Source organism: Methanothrix soehngenii GP6 (assembly GCF_000204415.1).
Taxonomy (GTDB): Archaea; Halobacteriota; Methanosarcinia; order Methanotrichales; family Methanotrichaceae; genus Methanothrix; species Methanothrix soehngenii.
Window position 1 is genome coordinate 520,950 of record NC_015416.1, and the last position, 20,075, is coordinate 541,024.

At 46.5% G+C, this 20,075-nt stretch carries 17 protein-coding genes and 3 pseudogenes; 9 read left to right on the forward strand and 11 right to left on the reverse strand.

The annotated features are described in order from the left end of the window. Position 1: 1 nt before the first annotated feature. Positions 2 to 490: a multiprotein bridging factor aMBF1 gene (locus tag MCON_RS02540; RefSeq protein ID WP_013718481.1), complete on the reverse strand. Its 489-nt coding sequence runs from the start codon at positions 488 to 490 to the stop codon at positions 2 to 4. 45 nt (positions 491 to 535) lie between these two features. Between MCON_RS02540 and MCON_RS02545 the strand changes: the two genes are divergently transcribed. The 3 genes from MCON_RS02545 (at position 536) to MCON_RS02555 (ending at position 2,705) form a co-directional block, all read left to right on the forward strand. Beyond that, the gene (locus MCON_RS02545) at positions 536 to 1,771 is read left to right on the forward strand and encodes a proteasome-activating nucleotidase (RefSeq protein ID WP_013718482.1); all 1,236 of its coding nucleotides are present in this window, start codon (positions 536 to 538) and stop codon (positions 1,769 to 1,771) included. A 52-nt stretch (positions 1,772 to 1,823) separates the two neighbouring features. Next, positions 1,824 to 2,300 (forward strand): hypothetical protein, encoded by a 477-nt coding sequence (locus MCON_RS02550; RefSeq protein ID WP_013718483.1) that lies wholly within the window; start codon positions 1,824 to 1,826, stop codon positions 2,298 to 2,300. Between the two features lie 120 nt (positions 2,301 to 2,420). Further along, complete coding sequence (locus MCON_RS02555) at positions 2,421 to 2,705, forward strand: hypothetical protein (protein ID WP_048131722.1); 285 nt, start codon at positions 2,421 to 2,423, stop codon at positions 2,703 to 2,705. A gap of 197 nt (positions 2,706 to 2,902) precedes the next feature. Here MCON_RS02555 and MCON_RS02560 read toward each other — a convergent pair whose 3' ends face one another. Beyond that, positions 2,903 to 3,127, reverse strand: coding sequence for a hypothetical protein (locus MCON_RS02560; protein ID WP_013718485.1), 225 nt, complete (start codon positions 3,125 to 3,127; stop codon positions 2,903 to 2,905). Positions 3,128 to 3,136: 9 nt separating this feature from the next. Then, positions 3,137 to 3,964, reverse strand: a complete 828-nt coding sequence (locus MCON_RS02565; protein WP_232844322.1) for an RNA-guided endonuclease InsQ/TnpB family protein — start codon at positions 3,962 to 3,964, stop codon at positions 3,137 to 3,139. Between the two features lie 104 nt (positions 3,965 to 4,068). On the opposite strand from MCON_RS02565, the gene MCON_RS02570 reads away from it, so the two are divergent. Further along, entirely contained in the window at positions 4,069 to 5,127 is a 1,059-nt protein-coding gene (locus MCON_RS02570; protein ID WP_013718487.1) for an IS5 family transposase, read from the forward strand. Positions 5,128 to 5,288: 161 nt separating this feature from the next. Here the strand turns inward: MCON_RS02570 and MCON_RS02575 are convergent. From MCON_RS02575 to MCON_RS02585, 4 genes and pseudogenes are all read right to left on the reverse strand, one after another. Then, positions 5,289 to 5,597: pseudogene (locus tag MCON_RS02575) on the reverse strand (transposase); the annotation flags it as partial. A gap of 116 nt (positions 5,598 to 5,713) precedes the next feature. Next, a pseudogene (locus tag MCON_RS15480) lies at positions 5,714 to 5,884 on the reverse strand (zinc ribbon domain-containing protein); the annotation flags it as partial. A gap of 7 nt (positions 5,885 to 5,891) precedes the next feature. Then, complete coding sequence (locus tag MCON_RS02580) at positions 5,892 to 7,169, reverse strand: HlyC/CorC family transporter (RefSeq protein ID WP_013718490.1); 1,278 nt, start codon at positions 7,167 to 7,169, stop codon at positions 5,892 to 5,894. A gap of 227 nt (positions 7,170 to 7,396) precedes the next feature. Next, positions 7,397 to 8,803, reverse strand: coding sequence for an FAD-dependent oxidoreductase (locus MCON_RS02585; protein ID WP_013718491.1), 1,407 nt, complete (start codon positions 8,801 to 8,803; stop codon positions 7,397 to 7,399). Between the two features lie 265 nt (positions 8,804 to 9,068). Here MCON_RS02585 and MCON_RS02590 point away from each other — a divergent pair. Continuing rightward, a pseudogene (locus tag MCON_RS02590) lies at positions 9,069 to 9,872 on the forward strand (methyltransferase domain-containing protein). 82 nt (positions 9,873 to 9,954) lie between these two features. Here the strand turns inward: MCON_RS02590 and MCON_RS02595 are convergent. The 4 genes from MCON_RS02595 to MCON_RS02610 all read right to left on the reverse strand — a co-directional run bounded on the left by MCON_RS02595 (position 9,955) and on the right by MCON_RS02610 (position 16,189). Further along, a complete protein-coding gene (locus MCON_RS02595) occupies positions 9,955 to 11,049 on the reverse strand; it encodes an IS256-like element ISMco5 family transposase (RefSeq protein WP_013718492.1) in 1,095 nt (364 codons plus the stop codon). A gap of 370 nt (positions 11,050 to 11,419) precedes the next feature. After that, positions 11,420 to 12,634, reverse strand: a complete 1,215-nt coding sequence (locus tag MCON_RS02600) for an ISAzo13-like element ISMco6 family transposase (protein ID WP_013718493.1) — start codon at positions 12,632 to 12,634, stop codon at positions 11,420 to 11,422. A 152-nt stretch (positions 12,635 to 12,786) separates the two neighbouring features. Next, the gene (locus MCON_RS02605; protein WP_013718494.1) at positions 12,787 to 14,352 is read right to left on the reverse strand and encodes an IS1634 family transposase; all 1,566 of its coding nucleotides are present in this window, start codon (positions 14,350 to 14,352) and stop codon (positions 12,787 to 12,789) included. 526 nt (positions 14,353 to 14,878) lie between these two features. Next, a complete protein-coding gene (locus MCON_RS02610; RefSeq protein ID WP_013718220.1) occupies positions 14,879 to 16,189 on the reverse strand; it encodes a transposase in 1,311 nt (436 codons plus the stop codon). Positions 16,190 to 16,286: 97 nt separating this feature from the next. Here MCON_RS02610 and MCON_RS02615 point away from each other — a divergent pair, with 97 nt between their 5' ends. From MCON_RS02615 to MCON_RS02630, 4 genes are all read left to right on the forward strand, one after another. Then, positions 16,287 to 17,522, forward strand: coding sequence for an IS701-like element ISMco3 family transposase (locus MCON_RS02615; RefSeq protein ID WP_013718495.1), 1,236 nt, complete (start codon positions 16,287 to 16,289; stop codon positions 17,520 to 17,522). Positions 17,523 to 17,933: 411 nt separating this feature from the next. Beyond that, the gene (gene tnpA / locus MCON_RS02620; protein WP_013718496.1) at positions 17,934 to 18,386 is read left to right on the forward strand and encodes an IS200/IS605-like element ISMco2 family transposase; all 453 of its coding nucleotides are present in this window, start codon (positions 17,934 to 17,936) and stop codon (positions 18,384 to 18,386) included. A 556-nt stretch (positions 18,387 to 18,942) separates the two neighbouring features. After that, entirely contained in the window at positions 18,943 to 19,758 is an 816-nt protein-coding gene (gene cfbC, locus MCON_RS02625) for a Ni-sirohydrochlorin a,c-diamide reductive cyclase ATP-dependent reductase subunit (RefSeq protein WP_013718497.1), read from the forward strand. Further along, positions 19,755 to 20,072, forward strand: coding sequence for a P-II family nitrogen regulator (locus MCON_RS02630; protein WP_013718498.1), 318 nt, complete (start codon positions 19,755 to 19,757; stop codon positions 20,070 to 20,072). Before cfbC ends, MCON_RS02630 begins: the two co-directional genes overlap by 4 nt. Positions 20,073 to 20,075 lie beyond the last annotated feature (3 nt).

Here is a 20,075-nt window from a genome sequence, read left to right on the forward strand (position 1 = left end):
ATTATTTCCGCTTGATGTTGGCTATGTCCCCTAAAGTGAGTCCCCTGCCGGAGCCCCCGGACTTGACCTGAGCCTCGCTGGCCTGATCGGTGAGCTTGATCTTAAGCTCCCTCTCCAGCTTCTTTCTGACATCATCCTCAGGTGAGATATCCTCTCTCTCGATCTTCTTCAGGAGCGTGGCCTTCTCCTTGATCCTCGCTCCCAGCTGCTCTGGCGTGAGTCCCAGGCCCTCCCGCGCCTCTCTGATCTTGCGCCCGAAATCCGGAACCAACTCCACCAAATCCTTGAACTGGTCGCGTGGTTTAGGCCTCATGACGGTGAAGGCCCTCTCCACAGGAACCATCTTCCGTGGAACTGGTGTCCATTTGTCCTCTGGTTTTCCGAAGCGCGCACAGCTCTTGCAAACTTCCATAGTTGATCGGTCAATAACGATCTTTTGGGGTGAACCTGAGATTTCGGCGCCGCAAATCTCGCATTGCTTCTCGGTCATTTCGGAAACCTTTATACGGGTCAAAGTTTAATAACCTTTGTAATTATGGATAGTGGAGAAGGCATGAATGAGTCAGGAGCTGGCGCGGATTTCTCGCGCTACATCCTGGACCGGATGCGCCAGTTGGAGGAGCGTAACCTGGCGCTGCGTGAGCAGAAGGACCGCGTAGAAGGCGAGAAGAGGCTTATAGAGAACCAGAAGCTCAAGTTCGAGCGTGAGGCCCGGAAGCTCAGAAGCGAGCTGGAGCGCCTGCGCGTCGGTCCGATGATCGTGGGAACCATTGTCGATGTTCTGGATGAAAACCGGGTTATCGTCAAGAGCAGTACCGGCCCCAGATTCGTTGTTAGTTTATCCCAATTCATAGAGGAGGAGATAAAGGTCGGGGCTCAGGTAGGCCTAAACCAGCAGTCATTTGCGGTGATGTGCGTTCTGCCCTCTCCCCGCGACCCGGCGGTATTCGGCATGGAGATCGAGGAGGCTCCAGATGTACAGTTCTCTCAGATTGGCGGTCTGGACACCCAGATCTCTGAGATCAGGGAGATCGTGGAGCTTCCCCTAAAGCGGCCGGACCTTTTCACCTCGGTTGGAATCGAGCCGCCCAAGGGCGTCCTGCTGCACGGCCCACCAGGTACGGGCAAGACCATCCTGGCGAAAGCTGTTGCTCAGAGCACAGAGGCCACATTCATGCGGGTGGTGGGTTCGGAGTTCGTGCAGAAGTACATCGGAGAAGGGGCACGCCTGGTCCGCGAGCTGTTCGAGCTGGCCAAGAGCAAGTCCCCAGCGATAATACTCATCGATGAGCTGGATGCCATCGGCGCCCGCCGCATGGATGGAGCGACCAGCGGAGATCGCGAGGTTCAGAGGACTTTAATGCAGATCCTGGCGGAGATGGATGGCTTTGACGCCCGCGGTGAGGTCAAGCTGATCGCCGCCACCAACCGTCTGGATATGCTAGACCCAGCTCTCCTTCGGCCAGGCCGCTTCGATAGAGTGATCGAGATCCCCCTGCCCAGCAAGGAGGCGAGAGAGTCGATTCTCAAGATCCACACCAAGGGCATGAACCTGGACCGGGACGTGAACCTGCGGCTGATAGCCGAGCTTTCCGAGGGCTCAAGCGGAGCTGATCTGAAGGCGCTCTCCACAGAGGCGGGCATGTATGCTATCCGGGAGGAGAGGACTACCGTCTACCAGAGCGACTTCGAGAGGGCGGCAGCCAAGATCCTGCTCAAAGAGAGGAACCACATGGCTGAGCCTGAGGGGCTCATCCAGCAGTACATTTGAGGTATTCGAGAGTTCCGGGCGGATATCAGATCCCAAAATTAATCCCAATACCGTGATCAGATCAGGCGACCAATTCATAGCCGGCCGCTCCGGCGGAGTGATCGGGGCGATCATTCCCTGGCGCGGCGGCTTTGCGGGCGTGGCTCCCGCCCATATTTTTCAACAGGTGGGGACAAGAGAGCTGAGATTGGGTGGGATCACCTGCCGGGTTTCCTATATTCCGGATGATGCCGATCTGGCCTTTTTTCCCATTCCCGCTCCCTGCCAGTTGACGGCTCTGGGCAAGCCTCATCCGGGCGATGCAGAACTCGTGAACGCCCGCCATTCCATCGCCTGCCGGATATCCGATTCTTCCTGGTCGATCGTATATGTCATCCTTCCTCCTGGGGACCTGCCGGGACCGGGGGATAGCGGCTCAGCCCTGGTGCAGGATGAGAGGGTTGTAGGGCTGCTGCTCTCCATAAACATGCACACCTGCCGGGGGACAGCGGTCTCGGCGGAGATGATAGAGAGGGAGATCGGGAAATGATATTGGATTCTTAGCAGTTTTCGATGCCACTATTCCTTTCCGTTTTTGTGCCTCTGTCTCTCGGATGAAATTGGGATTCCTGTACCTTACCAACACCATTTAGCGAATAGCCAAAATATTATGAGAAAGTATGAGCAAGTGGAGATGGAAGGTGCTGGGGCGGCTGCAGCCATAGATCAGGCAGGAAGCCAGGGAATTCCCACAAGATTCATGATGATCCGGGGGATCTCGGATCTGCCCCGTGCTAAAGGGGTGAATAAAGGCAGAAAAGAGCGGGATGCCTGGAAGGCTTACGCATCCAATGCAGCTGCTGCTTTTGTAATGGGATGGATCGCTGAGGGGGCCCCTTTGGCCGCGGCCCGAAGGGGCGACTCGCAGCGTGCGCAAAAAAAACAGTCTGTGTAGATCAGTCTTAGCCTTGATAACAGCACTCGATTCGCGAAATCGTTATATTCCGAACCTCTTAAAAAAAGTTCAAACTTTCACCTGGGCCCGCCTGGCGAATTTTTCATTTAATTGCTTTATGATCAAGGCATCCCCAGGCGTTCCTTTATCGCCCTGATATCGGATTGCATCTGCCGGAAGTTCGAGGCGTATCCAGGCTAGATGTCTTCCCTCATGCCCTTGATCTCCTCAAGGGTCGCATCAGTTGTTTTCCGCACTGCTCTGACCTCATCGAGGGTTGCGTCAGAAGTTTTCCGCACTGCCTTCAGATCATCTCTCATGTCGAGGAGCAGCGGTATGGCCTTATCCAGCTGAACAAATGAGCAGAGCATGGCAACCTCGCTGGTTCGACCAACCTCGCCTTCGTAGGGCTCAGAGGTCACTTCAGTAAACTACTCCGGCCTAAAGACCGGAGCTTTCAGTAGCCCTGAAAGGACAGCCTTGATACTTGGAAGTCCTTCCGAGCCTCCAGGCCGGTCTACATAGCGGCCCAAGAAAGCTATATTCTTAGCACCATTGAAATCAGCATCGCCAGACCAACCACACACAGGACACTTGAAGCTCTTGCCATTCCTGATTCCATGCTCACCGCACTGATGGCACGTCTGGCTGGTGTATGCGGGGTCCACCAGAACCAGAGGAACGCCAGCCGCGAGAGCCTTATAGCTAAGGAACTCCTTAAGCTGGTAGAAGGCCCAACCATTGACTTTTCGTCTATGGTTTTTTCCTGCTTTCTGGTTGACGCCTTCTCTAATTCCGGTTAGATCTTCCAGAGCTATCTTTGCAGGAATCTCCTGGGCTCTGGTCACAATGGCTTTGCTGATTTCGTGGTTGATCTGCCGTTGGTAACGCGCTTCTTTGCCTGATAGTCGTTGCTGAAGCTCTCGGCATCTTCGCCTTGAACTCCTTGTACCTTTCACGGCTTTCTGTTGAAGAACAGCACGCATAGACGCATAATGATTCTTGATTAGCTTGATAGTCTTTCCGCCAAACTTCTGGCCTTCGGAGGTCACAGCTATATCAGTTATACCAAGATCGACACCAAGGACCGTATCAACATGTATCTGCTCCGGTGCTTCGCTTTTAACCTGGATGTTGATATAGTATTCAGATCCTTTCTTACAAAGCGTTGCGCTTGTCGGTTTAGAATCCTTGAGTCTGGTTCGCTGATAGTCGCCTAGAACCAACTTGATTCGTTGTCTCGATCTAAGAAGAGTCACGCTGACTTCTTCGTCTTTCTCTCTGAAAGCAAAGATCCTAGAGGGTTTCGAAAAACTAATCAATCGAAATGTTTATATACTATTAATATCATAATATTTGATGTATGAGGACGCTCATAGATTTTGCCATGCGAGAAGAATATTCTCGGGTTAAAGCTCTCGGCGATGATCTCTCCGATATTAACTCTTTAATCAATTGGGATCGATTCAGATTTTTAGAACCATTGATCTATAAGAATAAAACTAGCCGTGGAGGTCGTCCAAACATTGATATTGTAATTATGGTGAAGGCACTTGTACTTCAGAGTTGGTTTGGTTTATCAGACCCAGAACTGGAACGCCAAGTTACGGACAGAATCTCATTTCGAATTTTTCTTGGCACCACAGAAGTGATTCCAGATTTCAGCACAGTTTGGCTATTTCGCGAGCGACTGATCGAATGTGGCAGATACGAGGATCTTTGGAAAGAGCTCCAGAATCAGCTTGATGAGAAAGGATTTGCCGTAAAGAAGGGCACAATTCAGGATGCTACTTTCATAACATCTGATCCAGGGCAAAAGAGGAATAAAAAAGATCAGAAAGACCAAGATAAAAAGGATCCCAATTTAGAAGCCATCAAGGCGAGACCGACTCCTGATTTTGATAAAGACTTGCTCAATATTTCTAATAATATCGTTAGCAGCAATGCCAAACCAAAGAGACTCGATGATGGTCCAATAAATGAGGGGACTTGGGCAAAAAAGGGCAGCAAATCATTTTTCGGTTATAAGGGCCATATTCTAATCGATACCGAGTACCATCTTATCCGAAAAATCGAGACAACAACAGCATCTCTTCATGATAGTCAGGTGGACCTTGGAATCAATGGATTACCACGTTACGCCGATAAAGGATATAGCGGTGCCAAGACACAAGGATACGATGCTGCGATGAAAAAAGCTGCAAGAGGTCATAAGCTGGGAATCAAAGACATTCTGAGAAATAAAAGGATCAGTAGAAAGCGATCGCAAATCGAAAGATGTTTTGCGGTTATGAAACGAGCCCATAATGCAGGTCATGTTTCTGTAACGACTATCGCCAGAGCAGGGATAAAATTCATGATGAATTCAATCGTTTACAACATAGAGCAGTTGAAATATTTAGGGCGTGTTCCTTCAACATAGCGGAGGCTATGAAAGTGCACGAGAGAATAGAGAAAAAGCAAGGCAAAATGCAGAAAAAGAGGCTACATAATGGATGAATTGACCTAAAAACAACCATAAAGATTGAAAATATTAACGCAGGAATTTAAAGCTCTTCTAATTGGTGCTAAATCGAAACCCTCCCTAGTATCATAATCTATACTGGTTGGTTCAAAGTTCTTAACTGATGAATGATCCTTCATGGCAGTCTTACGGTTAGATGCAACGCGATTGATAGCCCTGATTGCCAGATTGGCAGAAAGACCAAACTTAGCTCGAACATCTTGGTATACAATGCCCTGAATACGGACCTTATTTCTGAGCTTAGCAGGCGTATTCTGGTTTATCCAATTGCAGGCATCCGCAAAGGCTTTCAGAGTATCATCCATCTCTTCGGCCTGGGAGTCTGTTGGACTTAACTTGCATCGGACGGTTAACACCTGCTCAGTCATCAGTAGGCATTATAGTCACTAAGTGATATAAAGGTTTTGGTGGGCTACTTACGGCTTTCCTCCCCGCCCTGAAGAGCGGGGCTTCCAGCCTGTGTTTATGTGACCACTCCCCACCCCTAAAGGGGTAGGGCTTCTACGTTTTTAATTCCGACAGATTGTAGTCCCAATCCAAGCATATTGATTGCCGCATTCCAATCTCGACTCACCGAAAGCCCGCAATGAGGGCAGTTATGGACGCTATCAGAAAGCGCCTTTTCAATCAGAATGCCACATCTAGAACACATCTTGAAGCCCTCACAATACAATGCTCTCTTCATCAGGCAGGGCTTCTGACATCAGCACCCTGATCTTTTTGATGCGGTTTTTTTCCACATTCTCGATTACGAACCTGGTGTTCATGTATTCGACGGATTCGCCTTGCCTGGGCAGTCTGCCCAATAGCTGGATCATAAAACCGCCTATTGATTCGTAATGCTCTGATTCGATATCCGTCCCGATCAGCTCGTTCAGCTCCTCGATCCTGGTGCTTCCATCGACGATGTACTCTCCTTCCCGGATCGTCTCGATCTCATTGGTTTGCATGTCGTACTCGTCTGATATCTCTCCCACGATCTCCTCAACCAGATCCTCCATGGTGACGATACCGGCCGTGCCCCCATACTCATCCAGGACTATGGCCATATGTGTCCTGCGCTTTTTCATCTCGCTGAAGAGCTCTGAGGTATTCATGAACTCGAATGTGTAGTAGGGCTTTTTCACAAACCCTTTCATGTCAAAGTCCCTCTTGGAATCCAGGTAGACCAGGTCCTTGACATTGAGAATGCCTACTATGTTATCGATCCTGTTGCTGTAAACTGGATAGCGGGAGAACTGCTCAGCTCTTATTATCTTTATGACATCCTCATAGGTGGCATTGATGTTTATGGCAATGATGTCCATCCGCGGAACCATAATATCTTTAACCAGCTGGTCCCCGAAGTCGAATACATTGCAGATCATCGTCTTTTCATGATCCTCGATGACACCCTCCTCCTCGCCCAAATTCACCATGGACTTGAGCTCCTCTTCGGTAATCGAGGGCAGTTTGGCATTGCTTCTGCAGCCAAAGAGCCGCAAGAATATGCTGGCTACACGGGAGAAGACCGCTACGACGGGACTCAGAATGTATGCTAAAACTGAGATAGGCCTTGCCACCAAGAGAGCTACTTGTTCAGACTTTTGAGCAGCCAGTGATTTGGGAGTGATCTCTCCGAATATGAGCACCAGCATGGTCATCACCCCGGTAGCGATGCCAACTCCGCTATCGCCGAAATATTTTATCGCCAGGACTGTGGCAATGGACGATGCGCTGATGTTTACTAAATTGTTGCCCACAAGGATAGTGCCCAGCAGTCGGCTGGGGTCTTTCCTCAGCTTTTCTACCACGCTGGCACCTCTTATCTTCTCCTCAACCAAATGGATAAGCCTGATCTTGCTCAGTGACATCAATGCGGTCTCAGATGCAGAGAAGAAAGCCGACGCGAAGAGCAGAAATCCAAGAAATGCTAAAAGCGCAGTTGTACTTAAATCCAAAGCCAATTCCTCATTGCTGGCCCGAAAACCTCGGAGAATCCAGTACGCATATTCATTTATCTAATTACTTTTAGCAATTGAGCAAATAAATCTTTCCCTGCGTGAATGCATGATCATGATAAATATGAGTCTATAAAAAGGAGGCGAAAAGGGGCGAAGCCCTGCACTCCCAGCCAGTTGCCATTGTGGACTGTAAGAGCTCCTCTAAACTCTTTTGCTCCCTAGAACTAACAGACGGATTTACTTTTCAGAGCGTCCTCGGCTGCATCCACGGTTACGTCCACGAGAAGAGATAAGGATGGATCGAAGCATCTTTCTGTGTTTCTGAGGTCCTCCGCGTTAACACAGGCTCTTATGGCCACTGCCATCTCATTTACTCTGTCTGAGACCGGGACCTCGGAGATCATCTGAGCCCCTAAAAGTTTCATGGAGAAGGCGTCGAAGATCAGCTTCATCGTAAGCGGCTTTGCCCCTGGGAAGTATCGAGCCTTGGTCAGCTTGGTTGCTTTGCCGGATATCGTCTTAATGCCCGCTCTCCCTGCCGCCTCCGTTGTCACCCCCACCGATCCAAAGTTCAGGCCGGCGATCTCGGCAACTACCGGGCCCATGCATGGGTCGTAAGATGAATACAAGCAGGGATTGCCTTTGATATCACTGATTATGTTATCTGAGATTACATTTGCCTGGACAACGGATGTAGAAGCCAGCTGGTTCAACTTCGGACGGAGGGTGATGCCATCAATGACCTCAATGCAGTCGCCCAGAGCAAAGACCTCTTTTAGGTAGCTCTTTTTGGTTTTAGCGTGCAATGAGTTGTCTGTGATAATTCCGCCAGTGTCTCCTATCTCAATTCCCGCCTCTTCTGCTAGCCTGACATTCGGCCTCATGCCCATGGCGACCACTACCATCTCCGCAGGAATCTCCTTCTCACCTCTTGGGCCAATGAGGACAGACCTGACCCGGCCGCCATCTTCTTTCAGGCCGGAAATCGGCTGGTTTTCCAGGATGAACTCTATTCCCTGCTTTTGCATCCACTCTTTGAGCATATCGCCCATATCCGGATCCAGGCCTCCGGGGAGCAATGAGGGGGGACCGGCAAGGACAGTGGTCTTGATACGATTGGCAGCAGCAGCGGCAGCGGCCTGTAATGCAATAATGCCCCGCCCTCGAACCAGCGCATTCTTCACTTCTCCTGATTTAAAGGCAGCCTCGATACTGTAGGCATCTTCCATGGTGCTGAGGGTGAATATGTTCTTCATAGTTGACTTTTCGATCATCTCGGGAAGAGCCGGCTTTCTCCCTGTGGCGATGACCAGATAATCGTATTTCAGAGTCTCTCCCGTCTTCAGCTTCAAGGTTTTATCGTCAGTGTTTATCCTTTCAACCTCGGTCTTGGTTCTGAAATCCACCCCTTGCTCTGAGAAGAACTCCGGCTTGTTGATAACAACCTTGTCTATTTCATACCATCCGCGGAGAGCATAAGGCAATCCGCAGACAGAGACCCAGCCGGTGTCCTCGCGCTTTAAAAGGACTATCTTGATGTCCTCTTTCGTTGCTATGCTCTTTTCCTGGAGGTCCTTCATCACAAATATCCCGGAAATTCCCCCGCCTATGATTACTGCCGTCTTGGTCATTTTGCGCACCTCTTCTGGTAAATGGACTTGAATGTACATTAAAAAACGAGATACTTATAGCTTCTTTGCTCTACTGCTCAAAATGGCGGGAAATTCCGCTGATCATTGCGCTGTTTAAATACTGGGCGATCGAGAATATATCTCCATCGCGATATTAGATATAATCTCTGCGCTTGATCGCATAGAACATAGATAAGATAAGGGATGGGCCTATAGATAAGCCGACAGCTAAGATTATTACCGATCCCAAATAAAAGAGGCCAGCATGAACAAAGCATACGTTCACGGCTACGATCCAAGGGAGAGCAGGCGCTTACAGGATCAGGCCACCACCCTTGTTCAGCTGCTTCACTCCGATACCTCCTATCCTGCAGGCAGCCGGGTCCTGGAGGCCGGCTGCGGGGTGGGAGCGCAGACTTTGACCCTATCTCGAAACAATCCAGAGGCATCGATCATCTCAATGGACATATCCCGGGCCTCCGTCCTCCAGGCCAGGGGAAAGGTTGAGGAAGCAGGCATTGAGAATATTGATTTTTTGCAGGCGGACATATTCCGTCTTCCCTTTGATCCCCAATCATTCGATCACCTCTTCCTCTGCTTCGTCCTCGAGCACCTGCCCAGACCGATGGAGGCCCTAATCGCTCTGAAGGACTTCATCCGCCCCGGTGGCACAATCACGGTGATTGAGGGAGACCACGGTTCAGCATACTTTTATCCGGATAGCATTGCTGCCCAAAGGGCGATCTTAGCCCAGGTGGAACTGCAAAGATTTGCAGGAGGCAATGCAATGATCGGAAGGGAGCTATATCCCCTGCTCTCTAAAGCAGGTTACATCTCGGTTTGAGTCTCTCCCCGCATGGTCTATGCCGACTCCAGCCGGCCGGAGATGGTGGAGGGCTTCACCAGGAACACGTTCACTGCCATGATTGAGGGCGTTCGGGAACAGGCCATAAAGTTGGGGATGATAAAGCCAGAGGCATTTGATGAGGGTATAAGGGATCTATACCGGACGACTGAAGAGGACGGGGTGTTTTGCTATACATTCTTCAAGGCAACTGGAATAAAATGATGAGGCTGGCTCGGGATTATAGTCATAATGGTAGTGTCCCGAAATTGCTGTAATTTAGCCGCCCTGTATCCTACTATCATTACTATACGTCCATCGTTAAATACTTTTTACCTGTGACCCACTCTTCATTTATATTTATCATGATGCATCCTGCCAATCTCATCAGGGATTGATCACTCGGGAATGCTCCTACAGGTCTGCTTCTGCGCTTCAATTCCTTATTGATGCGCTCAATGATGTTTGTGGTTCGTATCCTCTTCCAATGGGCCTTCGGATACGCCTTATAATTCCATAGATCGAATCTGAACCTGTCGATTGTCTCTGCAGCAGGATCGTAACCTCTATCTCTCAGCTCCTTCGCCAGTTCTTGCATCTTTATCTCGTCATCAGATGCTTCTTTTAGCTTATCGGCGATCTCCTGTTTGTCCTTGTTGGGAATGCTCTCCAGGACCGCTCTTGAATGGTGAAAACGGCAATACTGCCAGGAGGCTCCCACAAAAGACAATTCCACTGCTTTTTGAATGCCCTTGTGTGCATCTGATATCACCAACTCGACGCCCTCTAATCCCCTATCCTTGAGGCTTCTGAATAGTGTCATCCAATAGCCACTGTCCTCCGATTCCGCTATGCTGGCGCCCAAGATCTCTCTGAGACCATCCTCGCGAACCCCCACTACAACCAGCAAAGCCCTGTTCTTGTATTGGGCACCGCATCTCACCTTGAAGTAGGTAGCGTCAACCAGCAGATAGCGAATCTTGACTTCAATTGGGCGCTTGAGGAACTCCTCCACTTTTTCGTCGAGAATCTTGCATAAACGAGAGACCTCAGACGCAGATAACCTGTTCAAACCGAAGTTTTCGACCAATTCCTCCATTTTTCGGGTTGAAACGCCCTGGATATATGATTCTGCAATCGTCATTAGCAGAGCTTGTTCTACACGACAGTATCTTTCAAATACGCTTGATTCAAATGGGAATTCTCTGAACTGAGGCTTATTAAGGGTTAATTCGCCAACGCGGGTCTTGAGGGTTCTCGATCTGGTGCCGTTTCTGTGTGCCTTTCTCTGAGGGCTGCGCTCGTAGGGAAGCGCACCGCTCTGCAGATATGCCTCAAACAGCATTACCGCGTTCAGGAACTCGGTTATGACCTGCTTCAGTCCGCTATTCGGATCTTTCACCTACGGGGAAAGAGTCCCGATCTCAATCGGGACATCGACAAGATAATTTATTACTGGCTCTAATGGTTGCATGGCCTTGTGTCCTCCTTGATTTCGAGACAACTCAAGTATGGATACAGGGCCTATTATAATTCTTGCAAATGATCAAAAATGCTGCTACTACCAAAGCAGCATCCAATACATCGCCAGGATTATTACTACTATTTTACATCACAATCGGGACACTACCGTCGGGGGTAGTGTCAGGGGGGGCTTGCCTCTATGAGACGCGGACGTTTCTGCAGGCTGGTTTTTTTGGAGCTCTTCCTCCACTCCTACTATCTGATTAGCTTCTTAGGGCTTGACGCTAAATAATATATTCAATTTCTCGCTATTTTGATGTAGTTAGACGTGGTTCTATTGAATAGTTCCACATGGGATATAATTCATGTACACTAATTTTCAATCGCGCCATATCCTCGTCCAATATCTTTATTCCCGTTTCATAATCTCGGTCATCTAATCGAGCCTCTATCCTTAGCCCCTTCTTTGTCTTAGTTGATCCGATTAGCTTGATAATGGTTTCATAGCTGGATAAAGGCTTTCCTCGCCAATTCATGCTTATAAATGAGAACATGCAATGCTCGATCTTATTCCACTTGCTCGTCCCAGGTGGAAAATGACTAACCGTAATGGTTATTCCAATTTCATCAGCCAATTGCTGCAAAAAGAACTTCCATCCCCTGTTTCGGCTTCCGTTGCTCCCACCACCATCCGCGCAAATGAGCAAATTTTTGCATCCTGCATAGCGATATTTTCCAACTAAATTCCACCATTGTCTGATGCTCTCAACGGCAAATTCTGCGGTATTGTGGCTCTTTCCGATATTAACGACCCCTTCGTTTCTTTTAGGATCATAAACCCCATAAGGGATAGCGGCTCCAATCGCTTTGGATGGGAAATCATACACATTAACCAGTTCTGGTTGTCCTTTTTGCCTCCAAGTCCTGCCTGAATTCTTGTAGTTGCCGACGAGTTCCTTTTTCTTTGCATCTACAGAAATTACAGGATCACCTGCATCAATGAATTTGGCGGCTTGACTACTGACATAGCGGAATTGAGTATCTCTCTCTGGACCTGACTTACCTTCTAGGTTTTTTCGATTGGCTTGAAGCGAGTAGCCGCTTTCCTTCAATAGCCGTCTCACTGTATCATGACTTACTTTATGACCTCTCGATTGCAGTTCTTCGGCGATGGCATAGGTTGATTTATATGTCCATTTGAGAAGACTCATTGGGTCGCCTGCTGTACTCTCTTCCATTATTTTTTCTAGGTCGTTCAATAGGTTTGGCTCTCTATCTGCAACTCGTTTTCGACCACCACCCGGCTTGCGAAGCCTTTCGGGTGGCTTCAGATCTTCGTTGCTCTCAAGCTCTTGAATGCCCTTATTGATAGTAGTACGCGAAAATCCAGTTATGGCAGAGACTTTTGAGACACCGCCCCATCCAAGTTCAAGAGCCTTCGCAGCCGCAAAACGCCTTGCCTGGATCGGATCTGCACCTGACAAGGCTTTTAGGAATGGTTCATAGTCTACTTCGCTTTCCATAATATATAAACGATGTTCTACAATATAAAGTTGTCTATTTTATTTTGCGTCAACAACTTAGTTAAAACAACAATGAATAGCGCCATAAGTAGCCAACCCGCGATGCGCTCGAACATGATCGCATATTTCCAATAACCATTAACATACCAATCCTAAACTCCGCCCTTTTTAATAACCATATTTGCCTCAACAGGCACGCTAATTTCCATCTTTTCCAAAATCATCCTCTGTTTTTTAGAGACTTCTGTAAGCCTCCACTTTCCACCGACTTTAACTGCTCGCAACTTTGACAATTCCATCAGAATCTCCTCGATAGAACTCTTATCGAGCAGCTTTGCCTCCCTGGCCCTCCGGAGCAAAATCGCTCTCAGTATCAGCGATATGAAGAAGATGAACAGCAAGCCCTGCAATGTTTCGACCTTCTGCACTCTCAGAGGCATAACCTCAAGTTCATTCTTCAGATCATCGAACTTCTTCTCGACCTCGTCTCTCTCTCGATAGAGAGAAAGAACCTCATCCCAGTTTCGTCTTGATGAAGAAAGTAGAATTGTCTTTCCAAATCGATTTACAGCCTGCGATATTGCATTCACTCGTCTGCTAAGATGAATCTTCTTGCCTTCCAGAGTGTACTCAAAATATCTTTCAAAATTTCCTGCTGTCCGCTTGAATTGGTCGATAGGGTTTCGGAACTCTTTTCCGTCAATGGCGCATTCGATATCGATTAATCGATTGTAGAACGAATTTGTCTCTAATCCTTCCCGCTTCTTGTTAAACAGGACATATCCATAGGCATCGACAGAACCAATTTGAATCTCACTTTCCAGGACATAGAAGATGTCGCCACCAAATCTTTTAGCATTAGCTGGGCTCTCAATTTCCCTATTCGTCTCACTGATCAAGCCCTTGCCGACATTGACGCTAAAAGGAAGAGGAATGATGAAATCGATATTCGCGTCGTTCATTTCTTTTATATTATTCTCACTGTAGAATCCGCGATCCAAGATGAATAGACTCTTCGATATTCCAAGCGCTTTGACCTCAGCTACAAGGTTTTTCAGAGTCACAACATCGCTGATGCTGCCTGGAAACAGTTTGAAATAGAGGGGCAGATGCCGATGCAATGAGAGAACCAGGCCGAGGTTAACTTGGGGCAGGTCAAGACCATCGCGATTGTATCCCCACTCCAGCCAATCGATATTTCGGGAAGCCGATGAGAGCGATGTAATATCGAATATCAGCGTCTCATCCTCGCCGGCGATCAAAGAATTATAGAACGAATTCATGGACTTTTCTTTTGTGGCCAATCGCTCCAGAAAATTAGACAGCCATTGGGAACTGAAGGATTCTTTCAGTGAATACATCTCTGGCAGAAACGAGTCATCAAGAACGGTGTTTAAATTCTTAAGAGAGGTTTGATGAAGCAGCTTGCTCATTGCCATGGCCAAAATTATATCGCCATCTTCGCCAAACGATTCTGAAAGCTTCTTTCTGAGCTGAATCTCACTACTTACCGAATCCAGAAGATATGCCGGGCCCAACGATTTCGTTGTCTTGACATCTCGTTCTGCTGTTTTCGGGATGATATGGCCTGTTGCTTCATCCCAAACGCCAAGATATCGCCGTTTCTGCCGGGATTGTTTCTTCTCTGGATCCCAATAATTTTCGGCTTCGTAAGCATATGTCCGCCCGCGGATCTTCTGCTTGACCAGATATGTCATAGCTAAGAGTAATAACCATAATAGTATAAATAACCTTCGGTCAATCCGCGGGCAGAAGGATTCAGCGAGAAAAATGGTTATTGCACAAGGCGGAGTTTAGGACCAATTGCTCGGTACCTGCGAGATAAAAATCATTGCACTGAGATATACGGCATTTGGAATATCATAAATTGAATTCAATAATGATACGTCTCTGTACTTTCCAACTTTTTAATAGATTTATAATATTCTCCTGTTAACTCAAACCATAAATTTCCTATAGAAAATTAAAGCTTTTATACTTGGATCCGAATCCCTTCTTCGGGAGTAGAATGGGCACTATCTAGAAATCAAGTGAAATTTGTTTTTTACCAGCGATAGATTGTCTCATTTATGATATTATTGCTAATGTGGTTACACAAATCGGCCCATTTGGTTTGATTAAAGCAAATTTATCAGAATAATTTATAAAATAATTTTGTATTTTAAAAAAAATTACTAAGCTAACGCTATTGTTTTAGAATCTGGTTAGGCGATGCCGAATCTTTTAACCCGTATCTAGAAAAGGAATGAACATAAAGAATGCATTGAGTAGAGACTTTTGAGGCCTTCCAAAGACTCCTGCTCTCTTTAGCGCAGAGAGCTTTATCTGCTCTTTGATTCCTGGTTCCTCTAATTGTTTTTTTCTATGAGTCTTGAGACTTGTTGAATAGTAATTTTCTATGGGATTGTTTGTAGCCGGGGCATTATCGGTAAAGTAAAATGCTGTAAGGTTTGGCCAAAGCTCTTCGATTTTATCCAGCCTCTTTCTAACGGATATCATAAACGAGTCGGATTGCATCTTTAAAAATTTAAAATTATTTAAAGCTTCATGATAAGTTCTTTGCTCAAGGTTTTTGCTTTCTCTTCTACGTCTCAATTCCAGACGTCGAACAAAATCATAAAATAGGTGCTTGGCTTCTGCAATCCATGATTTGTATTCCTTGTTGCTTCTCTGTCTCATCATTTTCTCTTCTTCGATCAAGGTGGAAAGGAATTCAATCTCAAGTTCACGGTTAAAAAATATGTTAAGCATTTTGTATTTAAGCAATTCCTGTTCGATGCTTGTTTTTCGAGGAAAATCATTGACTATGAGCTTATTCAAGTGGAGCAAACAGAATTGATGGATTACCTTGTTGCCGAATACTCTTTTAAAAACATTGCTGTATCCTCTGTAAAGGTCTGTGACAATAAATATCTGCTTTTGAGTGTCGAGATTTCTTCGAAGGAAACCTTCGATAGTATCGGCATCTTTTGAATCGAAAAGCTCATCCGCGATTACTTGCCTTGTTACCGAATCAAGGAGTGTCAAACGATACTTTTGGTTTCGTCCTGCCTTGGGATGTTGCTCGTCATAATGCACGAACTGGATATTTTTGACCGAAGGGACATCTGTCTCCTCAATCGCGCACTGGACCATGTTCCGGATGGTATCTTTATCCCGAGGATACAGATAGCCCATTATCGATTCTATCACTTCATAAGATACGTGATTAAGCCTCAGACGTGTGCAGATTTCCGTGACAATCCCGAAGAAGTCTGTCTTTAGCTTGATCCAGAAGTCTCGATCTTCTTCGGTTGACTTCCCGCAAGCGCCACATAAATATTTCCCGACGTTTGCCCCTCCGAGATGTCTCTTCTGGCAGGTGTTAAAACCATTATGGCTCATTGGATGGCCACATTCGGGACATAATGGCGGCACTATTTTCCGAAAAATACCGCTCGCAGTAAATTCAAAGTCGTTTGAGTAATCCTGGAAGATATTTGAAAGCATTTCACGATACGGAAAATTTATCAAGCTTAATTGCATCTCAGTCATTGTAGGGTCACACAGGGTACATGATTATCATAATATTAATAACTTGTGATAGAATGTGCCCTGCCTACATCACTTATTTAGGAGATTGTGCCGTAGAATGATCAAAATAGTAAAGGTACCGTTGCAATTGGAGCCGTTTTTAGATAAGTTTAGGGATCTCTTCACAAAACCGAGTTACAGATCATTTCGAGATCTGTGTGGCGCGTTGAGCGTATGTGATAAATCCAAGACCGTTTCTAACCTTTGTGATACTATGGCAGATTGTAGCAAAGGGAAAAAATCACGTTCTTCATACAATTGGTTCTTTAGCGATGCGAATTGGGATGAAAATGAAGTTGCACAACGCAAGGTGGATCTTTTCATCGATAGTTTATGTTTGAAAGAGAACGATAAACTATTATTAATAATTGATGATACATACAATGAGAAAGAAGGAAATCAAACAGATGGTGTGGGCAAATTTTACGATCATAGTAAAGAAGCCTATATTTGGGGTAACAATTTCGTTACCTCTGTTGTCCAATCAAAAGGACTATTTATTCCACATAAAGCTAAGATGTATATTAAGAATGATGACGAAAATGAGAATTTTAAAACAAAAATGGAGATTGCCTTTGAAGAGATCATCAAACCATTAGTTGTACCAAAAAGCATCGATCTTTATATCGTTTTCGATAGCTGGTGGTTTTCTTCTGATCTATTTAGCAAGTGCCTTAAGCTAGGGCATAATATCGTATGCCAAATCAAGTCTGATAAGAAAGTCGGAATAAATAAGGATATGTATTTCCAAGTCAGAGATCTAGCGAATCAAATTGAAGATAAATTTTTTATTAAGACAACAGTTAGCGTTCGTGGAAAAAAGAAGACCTATTATGCATTTGAAAAGAAGGTAATCATAGACAAGGTAGGCGAAGTTAAGCTTGTTATCTCCAAGAGAAAAAAAGATAGCACGACAAAATATATAATCAGCACTAATGGATCGCTTTCATTGAAAGAAATACTCTCAATTTACGAGGACAGATGGGATATAGAAACAGCTCATAGAGAGGCAAATCAAAAATTAGGATTTAAAGATTACCAATTAAGAGATAAACACTCAATTGAAAGATTTATTCAAATGGTTTTTTCAGTATGGACTGCAATTCTCTTATGGGAAATAGATAATCCGCCACCTAAAGATGGCTCAAAATCAAGAACGATGGGCGACATGGTCGATAGAGTAAAAATGCAAGCTGTTGGAGAAACATTTGAATTTGTCATGACATATTTTAATTTGCCTGTACCTGATGGAGGATTGCTTTATATACTCAAGAGCCTTGGAATGAAGATATGAATAATATGATAAATTAAAAATTATAAACAAGGGAGAAACTTGGAAAGTACAGTACGTCTGTCATGTGGTTATTGGGATAATAATTGGTCTGGAAAACTCCATTGCTAAACTGCACTACCGTAACATTCGCTGGCAAGTGAGAACGGTCAAAAAGACCATCGCCACCTAAACTTAGCCAAAATGTACATTTTGCCCAATAGAGAGATGCAAAAGCTAGGATCACACCTAAGCTTAAAGATATTGTGCGTCCGGGATAAACCCCATATCCGCAAGAGATAGATGCAATTGGATCAAGATATTTGGACAAATTTAAGCATTTTAGTATTTTATTTTTAAATGAATACCCCGCAGCTTGCTGCGGTTGGGATGGTCAGGAAACCGACTTAAGGAAAGGGGCATATTCTATGTTAGATGATTGAGGTTAAAAAAGCAAGCCATTGTGCCTACAAAATTCGATATCATATGGTATTTAGTATAAAATATAGAAGAAAATTGCTTCAGGATATCGATCGCATTAATTATATCAAATTCGTATGCAGTGAGATCGGTGAACGATACTATTTCGATTTCGATGCAATTGGTACTGATGGCGATCATGTTCATATCTTTGTTGGAGCAGCGCCAAGATATTCGCCATCAAAGGTTATGCAAATTGTAAAAAGTATAACCGCAAGAGAGTTTTTTAAGAAGTATCCTGAAGTGAAAAAACAGCTTTGGGGTGGCGAATTTTGGAGCGATGGAGGTTATGTTGGAACAGTAGGTGATGGTGTTATGGCCGACACTATACGGAATTACGTTGAAACTCAAGGATCGCCTGAAGAAAAGGAAGCATATAAGCAAATGAACTTGTTAGATTTCGAATGACGGCAAACGGCGCGAACATGCCCCGCTGCTTGCAGCGGGGTGCGCTGTTTGACTGAATCCTGGAATGTCAAGCTTTCGTTGACCAGATACCCTTAGTCAGAAATTATCGTAACTCTGTTTTCGGTTCCCAGAGAGTCCTTGTTAATCAAATCTAAGAAAACATGAAAACCGGGCGAGGGTTCACTTCATCCCAACCTGAAGGTCGGGGTATTCGTGACCCTCCGCGCTCCCGATGTAATAAAATTCTACGAGTCTTCCCTTATCTAGCTCGTCCCTTGTTAAGCTCTTCTCATACCTTTTCACAATTTCCCCGCACAATTCCGATATCCTCTGCCATCTTTCTCAAATAGTTCCTTATATCCCGCCTCCCACTGCTATCCTGGAGGTGAGGCGACCAGACACGACTACAGAATACGAGCATTTCATTTCAAGCGCATATCCTTCGAAGTTGGGCCCTCCTCCCAACTTTATAGCGGGCATAGATCCGGAGGCGAACCACCCCTCCGGCATAATCCTAAAAAAATCAGAATCGTTCCTAAATGAATTCAGGTGTAATATGAGGCAGATAGCCATTTACGGCAAAGGCGGAATCGGCAAGTCGACCACCACCCAAAATCTCACAGCAGCCCTCTCGACCATGGGCAAGAAGATCATGCAGATAGGCTGCGACCCCAAAGCAGACTCCGTGAAGATGCTCATGAACGGCAAGAGACAGCCATCAGTTCTTGACACCCTTCGAAAGGAAGGAGAAGGAGAATTGGATGACGTACTGAAGACCGGCTTTGGAGGCATTCGCTGCGTCGAGTCCGGAGGCCCGGAACCGGGCGTGGGCTGTGCAGGTCGCGGGATAATCACCTCCATCGGCCTCCTTGAGAACCTGGGAGCCTACACCCCAGACCTCGACTATGTCTTCTACGACGTCCTGGGAGACGTCGTCTGCGGCGGCTTCGCTATGCCCATCCGGGAAGGAAAGGCCCAGGAGATCTACATCGTGGCCTCCGGAGAGATGATGGCTCTTTATGCCGCCAACAACATCTGCAAGGGCATCCAGAAGTTCGCCGAGTCCGGCGGAACGCGTCTGGGCGGCATCATCTGCAACTCCAGAAACGTCGACCGGGAACGGGAGCTGGTAAGCGCTTTTGCCGAGAAGATCGGCAGCCAGATGATCCAGTTCGTGCCCAGAGACAACATCGTCCACCAGTCAGAGATCCACAAGCAGACAGTGATCCAATATGCTCCAGACTCAGACCAGGCCAAAGCCTATTTGGCGCTGGCCAAGGCCGTGGACGAGAACCAGATGTTCGTTATCCCAAAGCCGATGGAGTATGAAGAGCTGGAACAGGTCATGATGGAATGGGGTGTTGTGGAATGAAGATGATCCGGGCAGTCATAAGACCGGAGGCTGTGGATAAGGTCGCTGACTCCCTGGAGACAGGCGGCTTCACTGCCTTAACCCGAATCGAGGTCTTCGGCAGAGGCAAGCAGAAGGGCATCAAGGTTGGCAACGTTGTGTATGACAACCTTCCCAAGACCATGATCATGCTGGTTGTCGATGACGATAGCGTTGAGAAGTCGGTCAAGATCATCGAGGACAGCGCCAGGACCGGGAATATTGGAGACGGCAAGATCTTCATCAGCTCGGTAGACGAAGCCTACACCATCCGAACCGGCCAGAGAGGGCTGTAGAAA

Excerpts from the sequence above, each read along its gene's own strand:
- MCON_RS02540 (WP_013718481.1), bottom strand. The coding sequence starts at position 490 with ATGACCGAGAAGCAATGCGAGATTTGCGGCGCCGAAATCTCAGGTTCA.
- MCON_RS02545 (WP_013718482.1), top strand. The coding sequence starts at position 536 with ATGGATAGTGGAGAAGGCATGAATGAGTCAGGAGCTGGCGCGGATTTC.
- MCON_RS02555 (WP_048131722.1), top strand. The coding sequence starts at position 2,421 with ATGAGAAAGTATGAGCAAGTGGAGATGGAAGGTGCTGGGGCGGCTGCA.
- MCON_RS02570 (WP_013718487.1), top strand. The coding sequence starts at position 4,069 with ATGAGGACGCTCATAGATTTTGCCATGCGAGAAGAATATTCTCGGGTT.
- MCON_RS02585 (WP_013718491.1), bottom strand. The coding sequence starts at position 8,803 with ATGACCAAGACGGCAGTAATCATAGGCGGGGGAATTTCCGGGATATTT.
- MCON_RS02600 (WP_013718493.1), bottom strand. The coding sequence starts at position 12,634 with ATGGAAAGCGAAGTAGACTATGAACCATTCCTAAAAGCCTTGTCAGGT.
- MCON_RS02605 (WP_013718494.1), bottom strand. The coding sequence starts at position 14,352 with ATGACATATCTGGTCAAGCAGAAGATCCGCGGGCGGACATATGCTTAC.
- MCON_RS02610 (WP_013718220.1), bottom strand. The coding sequence starts at position 16,189 with ATGACTGAGATGCAATTAAGCTTGATAAATTTTCCGTATCGTGAAATG.
- MCON_RS02615 (WP_013718495.1), top strand. The coding sequence starts at position 16,287 with ATGATCAAAATAGTAAAGGTACCGTTGCAATTGGAGCCGTTTTTAGAT.
- tnpA (WP_013718496.1), top strand. The coding sequence starts at position 17,934 with ATGATTGAGGTTAAAAAAGCAAGCCATTGTGCCTACAAAATTCGATAT.
- cfbC (WP_013718497.1), top strand. The coding sequence starts at position 18,943 with ATGAGGCAGATAGCCATTTACGGCAAAGGCGGAATCGGCAAGTCGACC.
- MCON_RS02630 (WP_013718498.1), top strand. The coding sequence starts at position 19,755 with ATGAAGATGATCCGGGCAGTCATAAGACCGGAGGCTGTGGATAAGGTC.